The organism is Eubacteriales bacterium mix99, assembly GCA_038396605.1.
Classification (GTDB): Bacteria; Bacillota; Clostridia; order Caldicoprobacterales; family DTU083; genus UBA4874.
Map to the genome: position 1 here is coordinate 2785029 of CP121690.1, position 16462 is coordinate 2801490.

At 59.5% G+C, this 16462-nt stretch carries 19 protein-coding genes; all 19 read left to right on the forward strand.

Annotated elements, in window-relative coordinates; all coding sequences use genetic code 11:
• Positions 1–34: 34 nt before the first annotated feature.
• Positions 35–2023 (forward strand): DNA polymerase, encoded by a 1989-nt coding sequence (locus QBE55_12455; GenBank protein WZL78314.1) that lies wholly within the window; start codon positions 35–37, stop codon positions 2021–2023.
• A 90-nt stretch (positions 2024–2113) separates the two neighbouring features.
• Entirely contained in the window at positions 2114–2530 is a 417-nt protein-coding gene (locus tag QBE55_12460; protein ID WZL78315.1) for a hypothetical protein, read from the forward strand.
• Positions 2531–2535: 5 nt separating this feature from the next.
• Complete coding sequence (locus QBE55_12465) at positions 2536–2865, forward strand: hypothetical protein (GenBank protein ID WZL78316.1); 330 nt, start codon at positions 2536–2538, stop codon at positions 2863–2865.
• Positions 2865–5114: a DUF3987 domain-containing protein gene (locus tag QBE55_12470; GenBank protein WZL78317.1), complete on the forward strand. Its 2250-nt coding sequence runs from the start codon at positions 2865–2867 to the stop codon at positions 5112–5114. Before QBE55_12465 ends, QBE55_12470 begins: the two co-directional genes overlap by 1 nt.
• Positions 5115–5634: 520 nt before the next feature.
• A complete protein-coding gene (locus QBE55_12475; GenBank protein ID WZL78318.1) occupies positions 5635–5919 on the forward strand; it encodes a VRR-NUC domain-containing protein in 285 nt (94 codons plus the stop codon).
• A complete protein-coding gene (locus QBE55_12480) occupies positions 5900–7243 on the forward strand; it encodes a DEAD/DEAH box helicase (GenBank protein WZL78319.1) in 1344 nt (447 codons plus the stop codon). The genes QBE55_12475 and QBE55_12480 overlap by 20 nt, the downstream gene beginning before the upstream one ends.
• Positions 7243–7464: a hypothetical protein gene (locus QBE55_12485; protein ID WZL78320.1), complete on the forward strand. Its 222-nt coding sequence runs from the start codon at positions 7243–7245 to the stop codon at positions 7462–7464. The genes QBE55_12480 and QBE55_12485 overlap by 1 nt, the downstream gene beginning before the upstream one ends.
• Complete coding sequence (locus tag QBE55_12490; protein ID WZL78321.1) at positions 7461–7874, forward strand: sigma factor-like helix-turn-helix DNA-binding protein; 414 nt, start codon at positions 7461–7463, stop codon at positions 7872–7874. The genes QBE55_12485 and QBE55_12490 overlap by 4 nt, the downstream gene beginning before the upstream one ends.
• 151 nt (positions 7875–8025) lie before the next feature.
• Positions 8026–8397: an HNH endonuclease gene (locus QBE55_12495; protein WZL78322.1), complete on the forward strand. Its 372-nt coding sequence runs from the start codon at positions 8026–8028 to the stop codon at positions 8395–8397.
• A gap of 137 nt (positions 8398–8534) precedes the next feature.
• Positions 8535–9086, forward strand: a complete 552-nt coding sequence (locus tag QBE55_12500) for a terminase (GenBank protein WZL78323.1) — start codon at positions 8535–8537, stop codon at positions 9084–9086.
• A complete protein-coding gene (locus QBE55_12505; protein ID WZL78324.1) occupies positions 9087–10346 on the forward strand; it encodes a site-specific DNA-methyltransferase in 1260 nt (419 codons plus the stop codon).
• 164 nt (positions 10347–10510) lie between these two features.
• The gene (locus tag QBE55_12510; protein ID WZL78325.1) at positions 10511–11254 is read left to right on the forward strand and encodes a virulence protein; all 744 of its coding nucleotides are present in this window, start codon (positions 10511–10513) and stop codon (positions 11252–11254) included.
• Positions 11251–11475 carry a DUF4314 domain-containing protein gene (locus QBE55_12515; protein ID WZL78326.1) on the forward strand — a complete coding sequence of 75 codons (225 nt, stop codon included), beginning with the start codon at positions 11251–11253 and terminating at the stop codon, positions 11473–11475. Before QBE55_12510 ends, QBE55_12515 begins: the two co-directional genes overlap by 4 nt.
• A gap of 1 nt (position 11476) precedes the next feature.
• On the forward strand, positions 11477–11662 hold the full coding sequence (locus tag QBE55_12520; GenBank protein WZL78327.1) for a DUF5049 domain-containing protein: 186 nt from the start codon (positions 11477–11479) through the stop codon (positions 11660–11662).
• A 132-nt stretch (positions 11663–11794) separates the two neighbouring features.
• Positions 11795–12262: a hypothetical protein gene (locus QBE55_12525; protein WZL78328.1), complete on the forward strand. Its 468-nt coding sequence runs from the start codon at positions 11795–11797 to the stop codon at positions 12260–12262.
• A gap of 136 nt (positions 12263–12398) precedes the next feature.
• On the forward strand, positions 12399–12626 hold the full coding sequence (locus tag QBE55_12530) for a hypothetical protein (protein ID WZL79941.1): 228 nt from the start codon (positions 12399–12401) through the stop codon (positions 12624–12626).
• 77 nt (positions 12627–12703) lie between these two features.
• The gene (locus QBE55_12535) at positions 12704–14350 is read left to right on the forward strand and encodes a terminase large subunit (GenBank protein ID WZL79942.1); all 1647 of its coding nucleotides are present in this window, start codon (positions 12704–12706) and stop codon (positions 14348–14350) included.
• Between the two features lie 20 nt (positions 14351–14370).
• Positions 14371–15711 (forward strand): phage portal protein, encoded by a 1341-nt coding sequence (locus QBE55_12540; protein ID WZL78329.1) that lies wholly within the window; start codon positions 14371–14373, stop codon positions 15709–15711.
• Complete coding sequence (locus tag QBE55_12545) at positions 15708–16442, forward strand: Clp protease ClpP (GenBank protein WZL78330.1); 735 nt, start codon at positions 15708–15710, stop codon at positions 16440–16442. The genes QBE55_12540 and QBE55_12545 overlap by 4 nt, the downstream gene beginning before the upstream one ends.
• The last annotated feature ends 20 nt before the right edge of the window (positions 16443–16462 follow it).

Below are 16462 nucleotides of genomic sequence, written 5' to 3' on the forward strand. Positions count from 1 at the left end.
CCTGCCGCCTTATTCGTGAATTGAGGTGAAAATTGTGAAGACAATCAGCATAGATATCGAGACGTTCAGCGACGTCGATCTTGGCAAATGCGGCGTTTATCGCTATTGCAGTTCGCCTGCCTTCGAGATTCTCCTGTTCGGCTACAGCGTGGACGGAGGTCCGGTGAAAGTCGTCGACCTTGCCTGCGGTGAAAAGATCCCGGAGGACATCCTCGACGCGCTGACCGATGACACGGTTCTCAAATGGGCATTTAACGCAAACTTCGAACGCGTCTGCCTGTCACGCTACCTGCGGGACATGGGGCGGAGCCTTGACCCGTTCCACGACAATCATCCGCTGTCATTGGAGCATGCCCGGTTCCTGAATCCGGAGGGCTGGCGCTGCTCGATGGTCTGGGCGGCGACAATGGGACTCCCGCTCAGCTTAAAAGGCGTCGGCGCAGTCCTGCAGCTTGCCGACCAGAAGATGGATGAAGGCAAGGCCCTCATCAAATACTTCTCCGTCCCCTGCGCACCCACCAAGGCGAACGGCGGACGCACTCGGAACCTGCCATCGGATGATCCCGGCAAATGGGCGACATTCAAAAAGTACAACCAGCGCGACGTCGAGGTCGAGATGATGATCCAAAGGAAACTGCGGAACTTCCCGGTGCCGGACTTCGTGTGGGACGAGTACCACATCGACCAGGAGATCAACGACCGAGGCGTGCGCATCGACATGGATCTCGTGGAGAAGGCCATCGACATGGACACCCGCTCCCGCAGCAAGCTGACAGAGAAGATGCAGGCGATTACGAATCTGGAGAATCCGAACAGCGTCCAGCAGATGAAGCAGTGGCTCTCCGACAACGGCATGGAGGTCGACAGCCTCGGCAAAAAAGCAGTGACAGCCCTGCTCAAAACCGCGCCACCTGAACTCACTGAAGTGCTGGAGCTCCGGCAGCAGCTTGCGAAATCCAGCGTGAAGAAATACCAGACCATGCAGCGCGCCGTATGCTCCGATAGCCGTGCTCGCGGCATGTTCATGTTCTACGGCGCGAATCGCACAGGCCGCTGGGCCGGACGGCTCATCCAGCTTCAGAATCTGCCGCAGAACCATCTGCCTGACCTGGATGCTGCGAGGGCGCTTGTGAAGTCCGGCGACTATGAGGCCGTGAAGATGATCTACGAGGATGTCCCGGACACACTCAGCCAGCTTATCCGCACTGCCTTCATTCCGAAGGACGGCTGCCGGTTCTACGTGGCTGACTTCTCCGCCATCGAGGCACGCGTCATCGCATGGTACGCAGGCGAGAAATGGAAGTCCGATGCGTTCGCGAACGGCGAGGACATCTACTGCTCGACGGCAAGCCGCATGTTCCACAAGCCGGTCGTCAAGCACGGCGTAAACGGCGAGCTTCGCGCCAAGGGCAAGATCGCGGAACTGGCGTGCGGCTACGGCGGCTCGACCGGCGCTTTGAAGGCGATGGGCGCACTCGAAATGGGCCTGTCTGAGGATGAGCTTCCGGACATCGTCTCCTCATGGCGTGACGCGAACCAGCAGATCGTGAAGTTCTGGTGGGACGTCGACAAGGCCGTCATGGCTGCCGTGAAGAACCACAAAACCACCCGGCTCGGCAGGCTCGCCTTCTTCTGGCAGGCGGGCATGCTGTTCATCACATTGCCTTCCGGCAGGAGTCTTGCGTATGTGAAGCCGAAGGTCGGCATGAACCGTTTCGGCGGCGAGTGCATCACCTACGAGGGCGTGGGCGGCACGAAGAAATGGGAACGCCTCGAATCGTACGGCCCGAAGTTCGTGGAGAACATCGTGCAAGCCACAAGCCGCGACATTCTGTGCAATTCGATGAAGATGCTCCGTCATTGCGACATCTGCATGCATATCCACGACGAGCTGGTTATCGAAGCCGATCCGCGCGTATCGCTTGACACCTTGTGCGTGCAGATGGGACGCGTCCCTGCGTGGGCGGACGGTCTGGTGCTCCGCGCGGACGGTTACGTCTGCGATTTCTATAAGAAAGACTGAATCTGTTTCGTCAAAAGCGGTCTGTCCCCTCCAGTGGGAAGTAGAGGCAGGCCGCTTTTTCTATTGCCCGCCGGAAAGGAGGATACCGGTTTGGATTACAGGAATGTTGAGGGCTATCCGGACCCGACATGCTACGAGGCGCTGAGCCTTATCGAACTTGAAGAGAAGAAGGCGCTCCGCGCTTTCCGCCCCATCATCTACGTCTGCTCGCCGTACGCGGGAGACATTCAGAGGAACGTGGCGGACGCCCGGCGCTACTGCCGGTTCGCAGTCGAACAGGGATACATCCCCATCGCGCCGCATCTGCTGTTTCCGCAGTTCCTTGACGACACCGACCCTACTGAGCGCGAGCTCGGACTCTTCTTCGGAAACGCGCTCATGAGCAAGTGCGCCGAGGTCTGGGTGTTCGGAGACAGGATCTCGAACGGCATGGCAGCGGAAATACGAAGAGCCCGCTGGAAGGGCTACCGGCTGCGCTATTTCACAGAGGATTTGAAGGAGGTCTAACACTTATGCATGCAATCGAAGAAAACCAGCGGACGCTCTATGACGGAACCAGAATCACCACATACAGCCGCGAGATCACCAGTGCGAACGTACTCGAGGCCGAGGCCGGGACGACCGGATACATGGGCGGAGACACTGGTCACGGAGGCCGCACCTATCTGCGCATCACGGATCTTGGAGGCACGGACATCCGCGTGAACCCGATCCAGGACCGCTACGGGAACGGCGGCTTTGAGGTCACCCTCGGCGGCGACTGCGAGCTTGCCACCATGATCACGGCACTCAAGTTCATCACGCAGGTGCTGGAGGAGGAATCCAAGGAGGTGTACGACTGATGTTCACCATCTACACGTCCGACGCCTACCAGCAGGAATCTAACTGTGTCTACTCGCACCCGGTCGAAGTCGTCGATGAGGCAAGCTTCAAGAGAGCCGTCTCGCACGACCACGTGTGCGCCAAGTACAGGAACAACTACCGTGGCAATGACAACTTCATCTCCTCGGACTGCCTTCCCGTCGACTGCGACAACGACCACTCGGATGATCCGGCGGGCTGGAAGACGCCAGCGGATATCCGGAAGGCGCTGCCCGGCGTTTTCTTCGCCGTCCACTACAGCCGCCACAACAATCGTCCCAAGGACGGGAAGTCCGCAAGGCCGCGCTTCCATTTGTTCTTCCAGATCGACCCGATGACCGGCTACGAGGCTTATGCCGCGTTGAAGCAGCTCCTGCACGAGATCTTCCCCTACCTGGATGCGAACGCGCTCGACGCGGCGCGATTCCTCTACGGGACACGCGACCCCAAGGTCGAGTTCCATCCGGGCGGCAAGACGCTCACGGACTTCCTCTACGGGGACGAGTTCGACAAGGACATGCCGGGAGGCTACGAAAAGCAGGCGACCATTCCGGAGGGCAGCCGCAACACCACGATGTTCCGGTGGGCAGTACGCTCCATGAAACGCTATGGGGATACAGAAGAATCCAAGAACGCGTATTTCACGGAAGCGGAGAAATGCCAGCCGCCGCTCTCCACGGACGAGCTGAACCACATCTGGAAAAGCGCACAGAAATACTATGCGAAGATCGCAAGCCAGCCCGGCTACGTGAGCCCGCAGGAGTACAACAATCCGAATCCCGGCTGGGACGAGCCGCTGCCGTTCTCACGGTACACGATGGCACCCTTCCCGGTCGACGCCCTCCCGGAGCCCATCGCCAATTATGTGAAGGCCGTCGCGGAAAGCACGCAGACCTCTGTCGACATGGCAGGCTCGATCGCCATATCCGTTCTCTCGACCTGCCTTCAGAAGAAGTACCGGATTCAGGGCAAATCCGACTGGGTGGAACCGCTCAACACCTATGTGATCGTCATCGCCCCTCCGTCCGAGAGAAAGTCATCGGTCCTGCATCTCATGCTGCAGCCAGTCAACGACTACGAGGTCGAATACAACAAGACCAACGCTGCTGCGGTCGAGGCCGGACGCATGCAGAAGCGCGTGCTGGAGCGCAGGCAGAAGGCCCTCGAGGAGAAGGTCGCAAAAGGCACCGCCGACCCGGAGGAACTGGAGCGCATCGCACAGGAGGTCGCCGACTTCGAGGAGACAAACCCGCTGCAGCTCTACGTGGACGACATCACAACCGAGAAGCTCGTCTCCGTCATCGCAAGCAACCACGGACACGCCTCCCTGATCTCCAGTGAGGGCGGGATCTTCGACACCCTGTCCGGCATCTACACGCGGAACGTGAATATCGACGTCATGCTGAAAGGCTACTCGGGAGACACGATCCGCGTCGACCGAATCGGCAGGGACAGCGAAAGCATCATGGACCCGGCGCTCACCATCCTCCTGATGGCGCAGCCGAACGTCGTCTCCGCGGTCCTCAGCAACACGACCTTCCGCGGACGAGGCCTCACCGCAAGGTTCCTCTACAGCATGCCGGTCTCCAGCGTGGGAAGCAGACGATACCGGAGCGAGGCCGTGACCGACGGCATCTACCGCGCCTACGAGCGTCTGGTCGTAAACCTCCTGGACGACGAGTATCCGGAGAAGCCGCAAATCATAACACTCTCTCAGGAAGCGGACCAGGAGCTCGAGTCATTCGCGAACTGGCTGGAGCCGAAGCTCACGACCGACTATGCGGAGATGGCCGACTGGGCGGGAAAGCTCGTCGGCAACGTGCTGCGCATGTCCGGTCTCCTGTGCCGGGCTGGCATCTACCAGAGCCACGACTTCCTTGGCACCCACGGAGCGCTGACGGTCTCCGGCAAGACGATAGCCGACGCTATCCGGCTGGGCCGCTACTTCCTGAACCACGCGCAGGCCGCCTACTCCGTACTGCCGGAGGATGCGATGTACCGAAACGCGGACATGATCCTGCAGCGGATCAAGGAGCAAAAGCTCACCGCTTTTGACCGGCGTGCCGCGATGCGCATGTGCCGCACCTTCAAGACGGTCGACTCCATCCAGCCGGTGCTGGACTTCCTCGAGGACTACGGGTACATCGCACAGAAGCCCCAGAAGTATTCAGGCACGGGCAGACCGCCGCTTCCGAAGTATGCCGTCAATCCGAAGTTCCATGAGAAGTAGGATTTTTGTCATTCCGTCCTATGCCTGTCCTGCCCTTCAGGACAGTTCTTGGGACAGGAAAACATCAGGAAACACACGGGTTTCAGGGTTCTGTCCCTTTTGTCCGAGCCCCTATAAAAAGCCAAAAAGAATTATTTATTCTCAATTCTTCTACCAAACCATTTTTGTTTACGGATTAAGGGACAAAAGCGACAGAAGGGACAAAACCCCAGAAACTCCCAAAACACGGAGGTTTTTACACCATGAAAGATACAGGACAAAGCTTAGGCCATGACGGACAGCCGGACAAAAGCTATCTCGCCCGCTGCCAGAAAACACTACGCGGCTGGGGAGCACCTCGGCGTGAAATACCGCGGACAATGCGTCTGGACCTACAAGGGCAAACCGAACACGAACTTCCTCTCGGCAGCCTACGCCGCATTCAATCTCGTGGACCCGGTTCCGGAGGTCGCCCGAGCCCGAGGCGGGACGCTGTCCGAGGGCGAGAGTGCGCCGACACAGGATTTGAGGAGGTGATGCCATGAAGAGCGAGAAGCAGATCGAAGCGGCCCTCGCCAGCGAGGTCAAGAAGCAAGGCGGCATCGCGCCGAAAATCGCGTCACCCGGCTTTGCCGGAATGCCGGACCGGATCATCCTGCTGCCCGGCGGGCGCATGGCATTCGCAGAGCTCAAGGCTCCTGGAAAGAAGCCAAGGAGACTGCAGCTCGCCCGGCACCGGCTCCTGCGGCGGCTGGGATTCCGGGTTTACGTCATAGACAGTACAGAACAGATCGGAGGTGTGATAGATGAGATTCTCACCGCATGACTACCAGAAATACGCCATCGATTACATCGAGTCGCATCCCGTCGCCGCGGTCCTCCTCGACATGGGACTTGGGAAGACGGTGATCAGCCTGACTGCGATCTTCGACCTTCTGTTCGACAGCTTCGAGGTCCATCGGATTCTTGTGGTCGCGCCTCTCAGAGTCGCCCGTGACACATGGCCCGCGGAGATACGGAAATGGGAGCACCTGTCCGGCCTCACCTACGCCGTCGCAGTCGGAAACGCCCGCGAGCGGAAAGCAGCTCTCCTGCAGGGCGCGGATGTCACGATCATCAACCGGGAGAACCTCGGATGGCTGATCGACGACTCCGGCATCCCTTTCGCCTATGACATGGTGGTGATTGACGAGCTCTCCTCCTTCAAGAACCACAAGTCAAAGCGGTTCCGCGCCCTGATGAAGATCAGGCCGAAGGTGAAGCGGATCATCGGACTCACCGGAACGCCATCGAGCAACGGGCTTATGGACCTGTGGGCTGAGTTCAAGGTGCTGGACAAGGGAGAACGCCTCGGACGCTTCATCACCCAGTACCGGAACCAGTACTTCATGCCCGACAAGCGTAACGGCGAGATCGTCTATTCCTACAAGCCTTTGCCGCACGCAGAGGACTCCATCTACCGGAGAATCGGCGATATCACGATCAGCATGAAGTCCGCCGACCACCTCAAGATGCCGGAGCTCGTCTCCTTGCAGTACGAGGTCCAGCTATCCGCCGATGAGCGGAAACGCTACGAGGCGCTCAAGCAGGATCTGGTGCTGAACCTCCACGGCGACGAAATCACAGCCGCAAACGCCGCAACCCTGACCGGGAAGCTCTCCCAGCTCGCCAATGGAGCCATCTATTCCGATGACGGCAAGATCATCGAATTCCACGACCGGAAGCTCGACGCATTGGAGGACATCATCGAAGCCGCAAACGGCAAGCCGCTCCTCGTCGCCTACTGGTTCCGACACGACCTCGAGAGAATCCGCCGACGCTTCAACGTCCGGGAGATCGAGACATCCGCAGACATCGCGGACTGGAATGCCGGGAATATCCCCGTTGCGGTCATCCATCCTGCTTCTGCCGGGCATGGCCTCAACCTGCAGGCTGGCGGTTCGACACTTGTCTGGTTCGGACTCACATGGAGCCTCGAGCTCTACCAGCAGACGAACGCAAGGCTGTGGCGTCAGGGACAGGAAAGCCGGACCGTCGTCATCCAGCACATCATTGCGGCGAACACCATCGACGGGCAGATCCTCGACGCGCTGAAGCGCAAGGACAAGACGCAGGCGGCACTGATTGCTGCAGTGAAGGCGGTGATGTGATGGACGAACCCTACGAGAGACTGGCCAACGCCATCATCATGCAGGCCGTTCGCGACTACCGGACAGCACTCAAGGCCGTGCGCATGAATCCACGGAACAAGGCTGCTCAATCCGACAAGGACGAGATCGAGCGGTTCTTCCGCTCCCCGTGGCATCAGGCGCTGACCGCGGTCGACGGCGAAATGCTGATAAGGAAACTCAACGAGGAGGTGAAGTCATGACTCCAAAACAATATCTGAATCAGGCCAAGCATCTGGATGCGCTGATCCGCGCGCGGCTCCGGGAGATCGACTACTGGAAGGAAATGAGCGCCAGCGTCAGCGGCATGCGCTACGACGGCATGCCGCGAAACCCAAACACACCAACGGACGCGCACTTCGTCACCTGCCTCCACAAGATCGATGAGATACAGGCCGACGTGGAGAAGAAGGTGGCGCGGCTCATTACGCTGCGGGACGAGATGAACGCGCGGATCGATCTGCTGGCTGACCCGGAGGAGCAGCTGGTGCTCCGCTACCGGTACATCGACAACTGCACATGGGATGAGATCGCCTGCATGCTGAACGTCAGCCTCCGCACGGTCCACCGCATCCACGGTTCGGCGCTTCAGAACTTTGTCGTGCCGGATTAGAAAAACTGGCACGGTTTGGCACGGTTTGGCACAGAATGGCAGACGCCTCCTATGTTATCCTTACAATAGCGAAAACCATAAGAAGAACCAGAAGCCTTGCGAGCACCATGCCCGCAGGGCTTTTCTTATGCCCGAAGGGAGGCGGCAGGCCATGCCAATGAAACCGAAGCGGCCCTGCCGCTATCCCGGATGCCCGAACCTCTGCGAGGACGGCGAACAGTACTGCCCGGAGCACAAGGCCCTGATGGAGAAGCACTACGAGACGTTCACGCGCGGCTACTCGACCGGCAAACGATACGGCAGGTCTTGGCAGCGCGTCCGCACCCGCTACGTCCGCAAGCACCCGCTCTGCGAGATGTGCTTGAAGCAGGGACGCTACGTTGCGGTCGAGGAAGTCCACCACATCGTTCCCCTGTCGGAAGGCGGGACGAACGACGAGAGCAACCTCATGAGCCTCTGCAGGAGCTGCCATGAGAAGATCCACCGCGAACGCGGAGACAGAGGCACACGACACGACCGGTAGGGGCGGTCGGAATCTCTACGAGGCGGCCTCCCGGAAAACGGCGCGGGGTCTTCTGTGCGAAAAAAGCGAAATCAAACGGGTAATAACCCGGTCCTTATATCTATTACGCGCGTGAGCGTATGAAAGGCGGTGACGAAATGCCGACAAAATCGAATAACACAGGCGGTCGCGGCGGCAGACGTCCCGGAGCTGGCCGGAAGAAAACCGCCGTCAAGGAGAAGTTCGAGGCCGGGAATCCGGGCGGCAGAAAGCTCGAAGTCCTGGACATCCCGGACACCGAGGGCGAGGACATGCCGGAACCGCACGAGTTCCTATCGGCGCGTCAGCATGACGGCTCCACTCTGGAGGCCGCTGACATCTACCGCGAGACATGGGAATGGCTCGACAAGCTCCGCGTCGCGAAAGCCGTATCGCCGCAGCTCTTGGAGCGCTATGCGATGTGCTCGGCGCGATGGATTCAGTGCGAGGAAATGACGACCAGGCTCGGCTACCTCAGCAAGCATCCGACGACCGGCAAGCCGATCCCGTCGCCGTTCATCAATATCGGAATCAACTACATGAATCAGGCGAACCGCCTGTGGGACGAGATCTTCCAGATCGTAAAGGAGAACTGCTCCGCCGAGTACGGCGGCGCGAATCCGCAGGACGACGTGATGGAACGCCTTCTCCGCGCCAGAAAGGGAATGTAAATGAACACACAAAGACTTGAACAGGTGCCGATCGACAAGCTGGTGCCCTACGCCCGGAACGCACGGACGCATTCAAAAGAACAGATCGCGCAGCTCCGCTCCTCCCTCCGGGAGTTCGGATTCGTATCGCCCGCGGTCATCGATCAGGATTACAACATCCTCGTCGGCCACGGCAGGATTCAGGCTGCCCGTGAGGAAGGATACAAGACCGTCCCGTGCGTCTTCGCCGAGGATCTGACCGACGCGCAGAAACGCGCCTACATCCTCGCGGACAACCAGCTCGCCCTCAACGCCGGATGGGATGAGCAGATGCTGTCTGTCGAACTGGCCGATCTGCAGGAGAACGCCTTTGACCTCTCCCTGCTCGGCTTTGACGACAAGGAGCTGGAGAAGCTGCTGAACGGAGAATCCGACAAAGACATCGAGGATGACGACTTCGACCTGTCCGCGGCACTCGAGAAAGCATCCTTCGTGGAGCGCGGCGACATCTGGACAGTCGGACGGCACAAGCTTATGTGCGGCGACGCCACCAGCGCCGAAGATGTAGATGCACTCATGGACGGCAAGCGCGCGAACCTCGTGCTGACGGACCCGCCATACGGCGTCTCCTTCAAGGCATCCGACGGGCTGACCATCCAGAACGACAGCCTCAAGGGCGAGGAATTCTACAACTTCCTGCTCTCCGCATTCAAGAACATGGCGGACCATCTGGAGAAAGGCGGCGCGGCCTACTGCTTCCATGCCGACACCGAGGGCCTGACCTTCCGGCGGGCATTCGTCGACGCCGGATTCCATCTCGCGGGCGTGTGCATCTGGGTGAAGAACTCCCTCGTGCTCGGACGTTCCGACTACCAGTGGCAGCATGAGCCCGTGCTCTACGGATTCCTCCAGAACGGCACGCATCCATGGTACGCAGGACGCGCAGAAACCACCATATGGAACTTCGACAAGCCGAAGCGCAACAAGGATCATCCGACCAGCAAGCCTCTCGACCTGCTCGGCTATCCGATCCAGAACTCCACGCAGGAGAACGCCATCGTAATCGATACGTTCGGCGGCTCCGGCTCCACGCTCATGGCCTGCGAGCAGCTCAACCGCACCTGCATGATGATGGAGCTCGACCCGAAATACGCCTCCGTCATCCTCCGCCGCTATGTGGAGGACACCGGCGATTCCGGGAACGTGTATGTCATCCGGGGCGGCAAGAAGCTCATGTACTCCGACCTCGTTAAAGAAGTCGGGCTGCCGGACGGCGAGTGATTCATTTGTGTACTAAGCACAGTTCCAGGGTCGGATAATCGGCTCATTTTCTACCGGAGAAGTATCGCGGATTCGCTTGCTATTACAGGCCTTCAGAGTGATGTATAGACATGCCGAAAGGCACATGGCCTTCCGGACAGACGCATACCAAGGAGGTAGACACAATGCGAATCAACTACAACGTAACCGGAGCGCGGAGAAAAGAACTGGTCAAGATCATCTCCGACACCACCGGAGCCAAGGCAGAATACAAATTCATGCCGACCTGCAACTACGAGATCGGCTTCTTCACCGTCACCAAGGACGGCGCGCTCGAGTTCGACGACATGGCGGATTCCGAGGAGGTCGAGAAGGTTCTCGAAGCCATCGCAGCCGCAGGATTCGAGCCCGAGCCGCGGGAGCCCGCGGAACCGGAAGCCGCAGCCGAGTCGGAGGAAGACGCCGAGGAAGCGCCGGAAACCGAGGAGATGGGCCTGACGGTTGAGCTTCCGCTCGACAAGGTCGCGGTCGGAACGCTGACCAACATCCTCGAAGCCAAGGGAACGCTCATCAAGAAGGCGCTCGGCATCGACGACCCGCGGTTCGAGACCAGAGACGACAAGATCTCCTTCCCCTGGTTCCCGGAACTGCCCACACCGGAGGAAACCAGAGCCTACACGATGTTCATCGCCCAGCTCTGCAAGCTCTCCAAGGATCTGAAAAGAGCAAGCTCAACCGAGACACCGGTCACCAACGAGAAGTACGCATTCCGCTGCTTCCTTCTGAGACTGGGATTCATCGGCGCGGATTACAAGCAGGAACGCAAGATCCTGCTCCGGAATCTCGAAGGCAACTCCAGCTGGAAGAACGGCACTCCCAAGAAGGAAGCCACCGAAGAAGCCGCGGATACCGAGGAGGTGCAGGCATGAGGATAATCAGACCAGAACAGCTTGAACAACTGAAGAAAGCCTACCCGAACGGCACGCTCGTGGAGCTGGTCCGGATGGACGACGTGCAGGCACCACCTGACGGAACCCGCGGCACGGTTTACGGCGTCGACGACACAGGAAGCCTGCTTGTCCACTGGGACAACGGCGGCGGACTCAACGTGATCTACGGCGAAGACATCGTGCGGAAGGTGGCGGACTGACATGGACGAGAAAGTCAAAGAGCAGATCCTCGCGATCCGCGACACCGGGCTGGCGAACATGTTCGACCTGCCCTACGTGCAGCGCCTCGCCTTCGACCGGAACTACTACGAGCTGGTGATCTTCATCGAGGAGCACAAGAAGGAATACGTGCATTTCATCATGACCGGCGAAACGCAGGAATCCTGATTCTCAGACACAGAAAGTCATCAATTAATCTGGCCGAATTGACTTGCTATATACCCCCGAAAGAGTGATGTATATACATGCCGAAAGGCACAGAAAGCCAAGCAGACAAGCGAAAATCGGGAGGAACGCACGATGGAAAAGAACACATGCTTTGAAGCAATGAGAGACACGGCGATCGCCTACAACGAGGCGCAGACCATCCGCGAAAAGGAACGCGACGCGATGATCGCCGCGGACGACTGGGACGGCGTGAAAGCCTTCGACAAGCGCGAAAAGGAGGAATTCCCGTCCCCCTTCACCGCCGGTCAGAACAAGGCGCTGGTCCTTTACGACCGGAGCCTTAGGAACGGCGCGGATGCCTTCGAGGTCGACGATCTGCCTTGGGACCACGAGATGGCCGACTTCGTTGACACTCTCCGCAAGGCAGGCATCACAGCGATTGTGGTGACCGACCAGAGCACCGGCCTGATGGACGGCATCTACGAACTGACGGCGCTCGGCTACCAGATGCGCGGACTCAAGACCGTCACCAGAGCCGACGACCACCGCTTCGGCAGCAAGGAGCCGGAACGCAAGAACGGCATTGAATTCGAGCTGTAAACCACACGATCCGCCGAGGCAATACCGCCGCAGGATCGTCACATATATTACCCGGAAACGACTTGCTATTACAGGCGCCCGGAGTGATATATGCACACACCGAAAGAGAAAAGCACAGCAGACGGAGGGTACGACAATGTGGGACGAAGGAACACTTCTGATCGACGGAACAAACGTGAAATACTGGGTGAAGCACTACGCGGATCCTTCCAAGGAATACGGGATCGACGGAGGCCGCATCTCGAAGATGGAGCTCCGGGTCGGTGGCAGAACCACCCTGAACTACGACCGCGGATGGGACATCGAACCCGAGGACGAGGCAAGCCAGCTTGCCTGCACGGTACTCATGAAGCAGTTCAACTAAGCATTAACCTGAATTTGAACATTCCGAAAGCAGAGCCGTTCAAGGCTCTTGCTCTCGTACCGATAGAAGCCGCAGCGATGCGGTTATTTTTATGCCATGAAGGGAGTGATTTTCCATTGGCAGTACGGAAACTGAAGAAATACAAGGTCACACGGTTCATGGAGAAGACCTCCCACTACGACGAGAACCTCGCCGACTACGCCTGCCTGTTCATCGAGCAGCTCTGCCATACCAAAGGCACCTGGGCCGGGAAGCCCTTCGAGCTCATCGACTGGCAGGAGCAGATCGTCCGCGACCTGTTCGGCGTGATCAAGGAGAACGGCTACCGGCAGTTCAACACCGCCTACGTGGAGATACCCAAGAAACAGGGCAAGTCGGAGCTTGCCGCGGCGATCGCGCTGCTCCTGACCTGCGGGGACAATGAAGAGCGCGCCGAGGTGTATGGCTGCGCCGCCGACCGGAACCAGGCCAAGATCGTGTTCGACGTCGCGGTCGACATGGTCCGCTTCTGCCCCGCTCTTTCAAAGCGCGTGAAGATCCTCGAATCGCAGAAGCGGCTCGAATACCTGCCGACGCACAGCTTCTACCAGGTGCTGTCCGCGGATGTCGCGAACAAGCACGGGTTCAACACGCACGGCATCATCTTCGACGAGCTTCACACGCAGCCGAACCGCAAGCTCTTCGACGTCATGACCAAAGGATCCGGCGACGCGAGGATGCAGCCCTTGTTCTTCCTCATCACCACCGCCGGGAACGACACGCACTCCATCTGCTACGAGCAGCATGAGAAGGCACTCGACATCATGAACGGCAGGAAGCACGATCCGACCTTCTACCCGGTCATCTTCGGAGCGGACGAGTCCGAGGACTGGACGGACCCGAAGGTCTGGAAGAAAGCGAACCCGAGCCTCGGCATCACGGTCGGCATCGACAAGGTCAAGGCGGCCTGCGAGAGCGCGAAGCAGAACCCCGGCGAGGAGAACGCCTTCCGGCAGCTCCGCCTCAACCAGTGGGTGAAGCAGTCCGTCCGCTGGATGCCGATGGACAAATGGGACGCCTGCGACTTCCCGGTGAACGAGGACGACCTCGAGGGCCGCGTCTGCTACGGCGGGCTCGACCTTTCCAGCACGACCGACATCACCGCCTTCGTCCTCGTGTTCCCGCCGCAGGACGATGGCGGCAGGTATGCGATCCTCCCGTACTTCTGGGTGCCCGAGGACACGCTCGACCTCCGGGTCCGCCGCGACCACGTCCCCTACGACCTCTGGGAGAAACAGGGCGTCATCCAGACCACGGAGGGGAACGTCATCCACTACGGCTATATCGAGAAGTTCATCGAACGCCTCGGCGAGCGGTTCAACATCCGCGAGATCGCCTTCGACCGATGGGGAGCCGTCCAGATGGTGCAGAACCTCGAAGGCATGGGCTTCACCGTCGTCCCGTTCGGACAGGGCTTCAAGGACATGAGCCCTCCCACCAAGGAGCTCATGAAGCTCGTCCTCGAGAAGCGCATCGCGCACGGCGGGCATCCGGTCCTCCGCTGGATGATGGACAACATCTACATTCGCACCGACCCCGCCGGGAACATCAAGGCCGACAAGGAGAAATCCACGGAGAAGATCGACGGCGCGATCGCCACCATCATGGCCCTCGACCGCGCGATCCGCATGGGAAACGACAATGCCGAGTCCGTCTATGACAGCCGCGGCATTCTTTTTATCTGAAACACACGGAGGACAAGCCTATGAGCATATTCAAGGGAATATTCAAAAGCCGCGACAAGCCAAAGGACTCCACCGCCGGAAGCAGCTACCGCTTCTTCTTCGGAGGCACCACCTCCGGCAAGACGGTGACGGAACACTCCGCCATGCAGATGACAGCGGTCTACTCCTGCGTGAGGATCTTGTCCGAGGCGATCGCGGGACTCCCGCTGCACCTGTACCGCTACACGGAAAACGGCAGCAAGGAGAAAGCCATCGGCCACCCGCTCTACGAGCTTTTGCATGACGAGCCGAACCCCGAGATGACGAGCTTCGTCTTGAGGGAAACGCTCATGACGCACCTGCTCCTGTGGGGCAATGCCTACGCGCAGATCATCCGAAACGGCAAGGGCGAGGTCGTCGCGCTCTACCCGCTCATGCCAAACCGCATGACCGTCGACCGGGACGAGAACGGGCAGCTCTACTACGAATACCAGACCTCGCAGGACGAGGCTCACACGATGAACGGGAGCCTCGTCAGGCTCTCGCCCTGCGACGTGCTCCACATCCCCGGTCTCGGCTTCGACGGGCTCGTCGGATACTCGCCCATCGCGATGGCCAAAAACTCGATCGGCATGTCGATCGCCTGCGAGGAGTACGGCGCGAAGTTCTTCGCAAACGGCGCGACGCCCGGCGGAATCCTCGAACACCCCGGCGTGGTGAAGGACCCGGAAAGGGTCCGGGAAAGCTGGAACACGGCCTTCGGCGGCTCCGCCAACTCCAACAAGGTGGCGGTCCTCGAGGAAGGCATGAAATACACACCGATCAGCATCAGCCCGGAGCAGGCACAGTTCCTCGAGACACGGAAATTCCAGATCGACGAGATCGCGAGGATCTTCCGCATCCCGCCCCACATGATCGGCGACCTTGAGAAAAGCTCGTTCAGCAACATCGAGCAGCAGTCCCTGGAATTCGTGAAATACACGCTCGACCCGTGGGTCTCCCGCTGGGAGCAGTCCATGCGGAGAGCGCTCCTCCGCCCCGAGGAGAAGAAGGAATACTTCTTCAAATTCAACGTGGACGGGCTTCTCAGAGGCGACTACCAGAGCCGCATGAACGGATACGCGACTGCACGCCAGAACGGCTGGATGAGCGCGAACGACATCCGCGAGCTCGAGAACCTCGACCGCATCCCCGCCGAGGAAGGCGGGGACCTGTACCTCGTCAACGGCAACATGACCAAGCTCGAGGACGCCGGGATCTTCGCCGCCACGGCACCGCAGGAAACCGAGGAACCCGACGGAACACAGGAAGAACAGACAGAAGAACCACAGGAACAATCGGAGTCCGATAACCGGCTCCGGGAAAGGAGGAAACCCCTATGACAAGAAAATTCTGGCGATGGGCGCGAAACGAGACCCCGGACGGCTTCGGATCCGACCGCACGCTCTACCTCGACGGGGAGATCTCCGATGAGACCTGGTACGGCGACGAGATCACCCCACGGGCCTTCAAGGACGAGCTCAACTCCGGCAAGGGCGGCATCACCCTCTGGATCAACTCGCCCGGCGGGGACGTCTTCGCAGCCGCGCAGATCTACAACATGCTCATGGACTACCCGTACGACGTGACCGTCAAGATCGACGCGCTCGCGGCATCCGCGGCATCCGTCATCGCGATGGCCGGTACAAGGGTCTGCATGAGCCCCGTCGCGATGCTCATGGTGCACAACCCCGCGACCATCGCGATCGGCGACAGCGAGGAGATGCAGAAAGCCATCGACATGCTTTCCGAGGTCAAGGAAAGCATCATGAACGCCTACGAGCTCAAGTCCGGGCTGTCCCGGAACAAGATCTCGAAGCTCATGGACGCCGAGACCTGGATGAACGCCAGGGAAGCGAAGAAGCTCGGATTCGCGGACGAGATCCTCTTCTCGGACGGCACCGAGCCAGCCGAGGAGGACGGCACGGAGATCGGGATGCTCTTCTCACGGAAGGCCGTCACCGACTCGCTTCTCTCCAGGCTCATCCCGAAACGCGCACCCGCGCAGAAAGATACGAAACCGGCCGTCAAGGCCGCCGACCTCAGGAAGCGCCTGTCGCTTCTCAGCCACTGAAACGAAATGGAGGAATACGA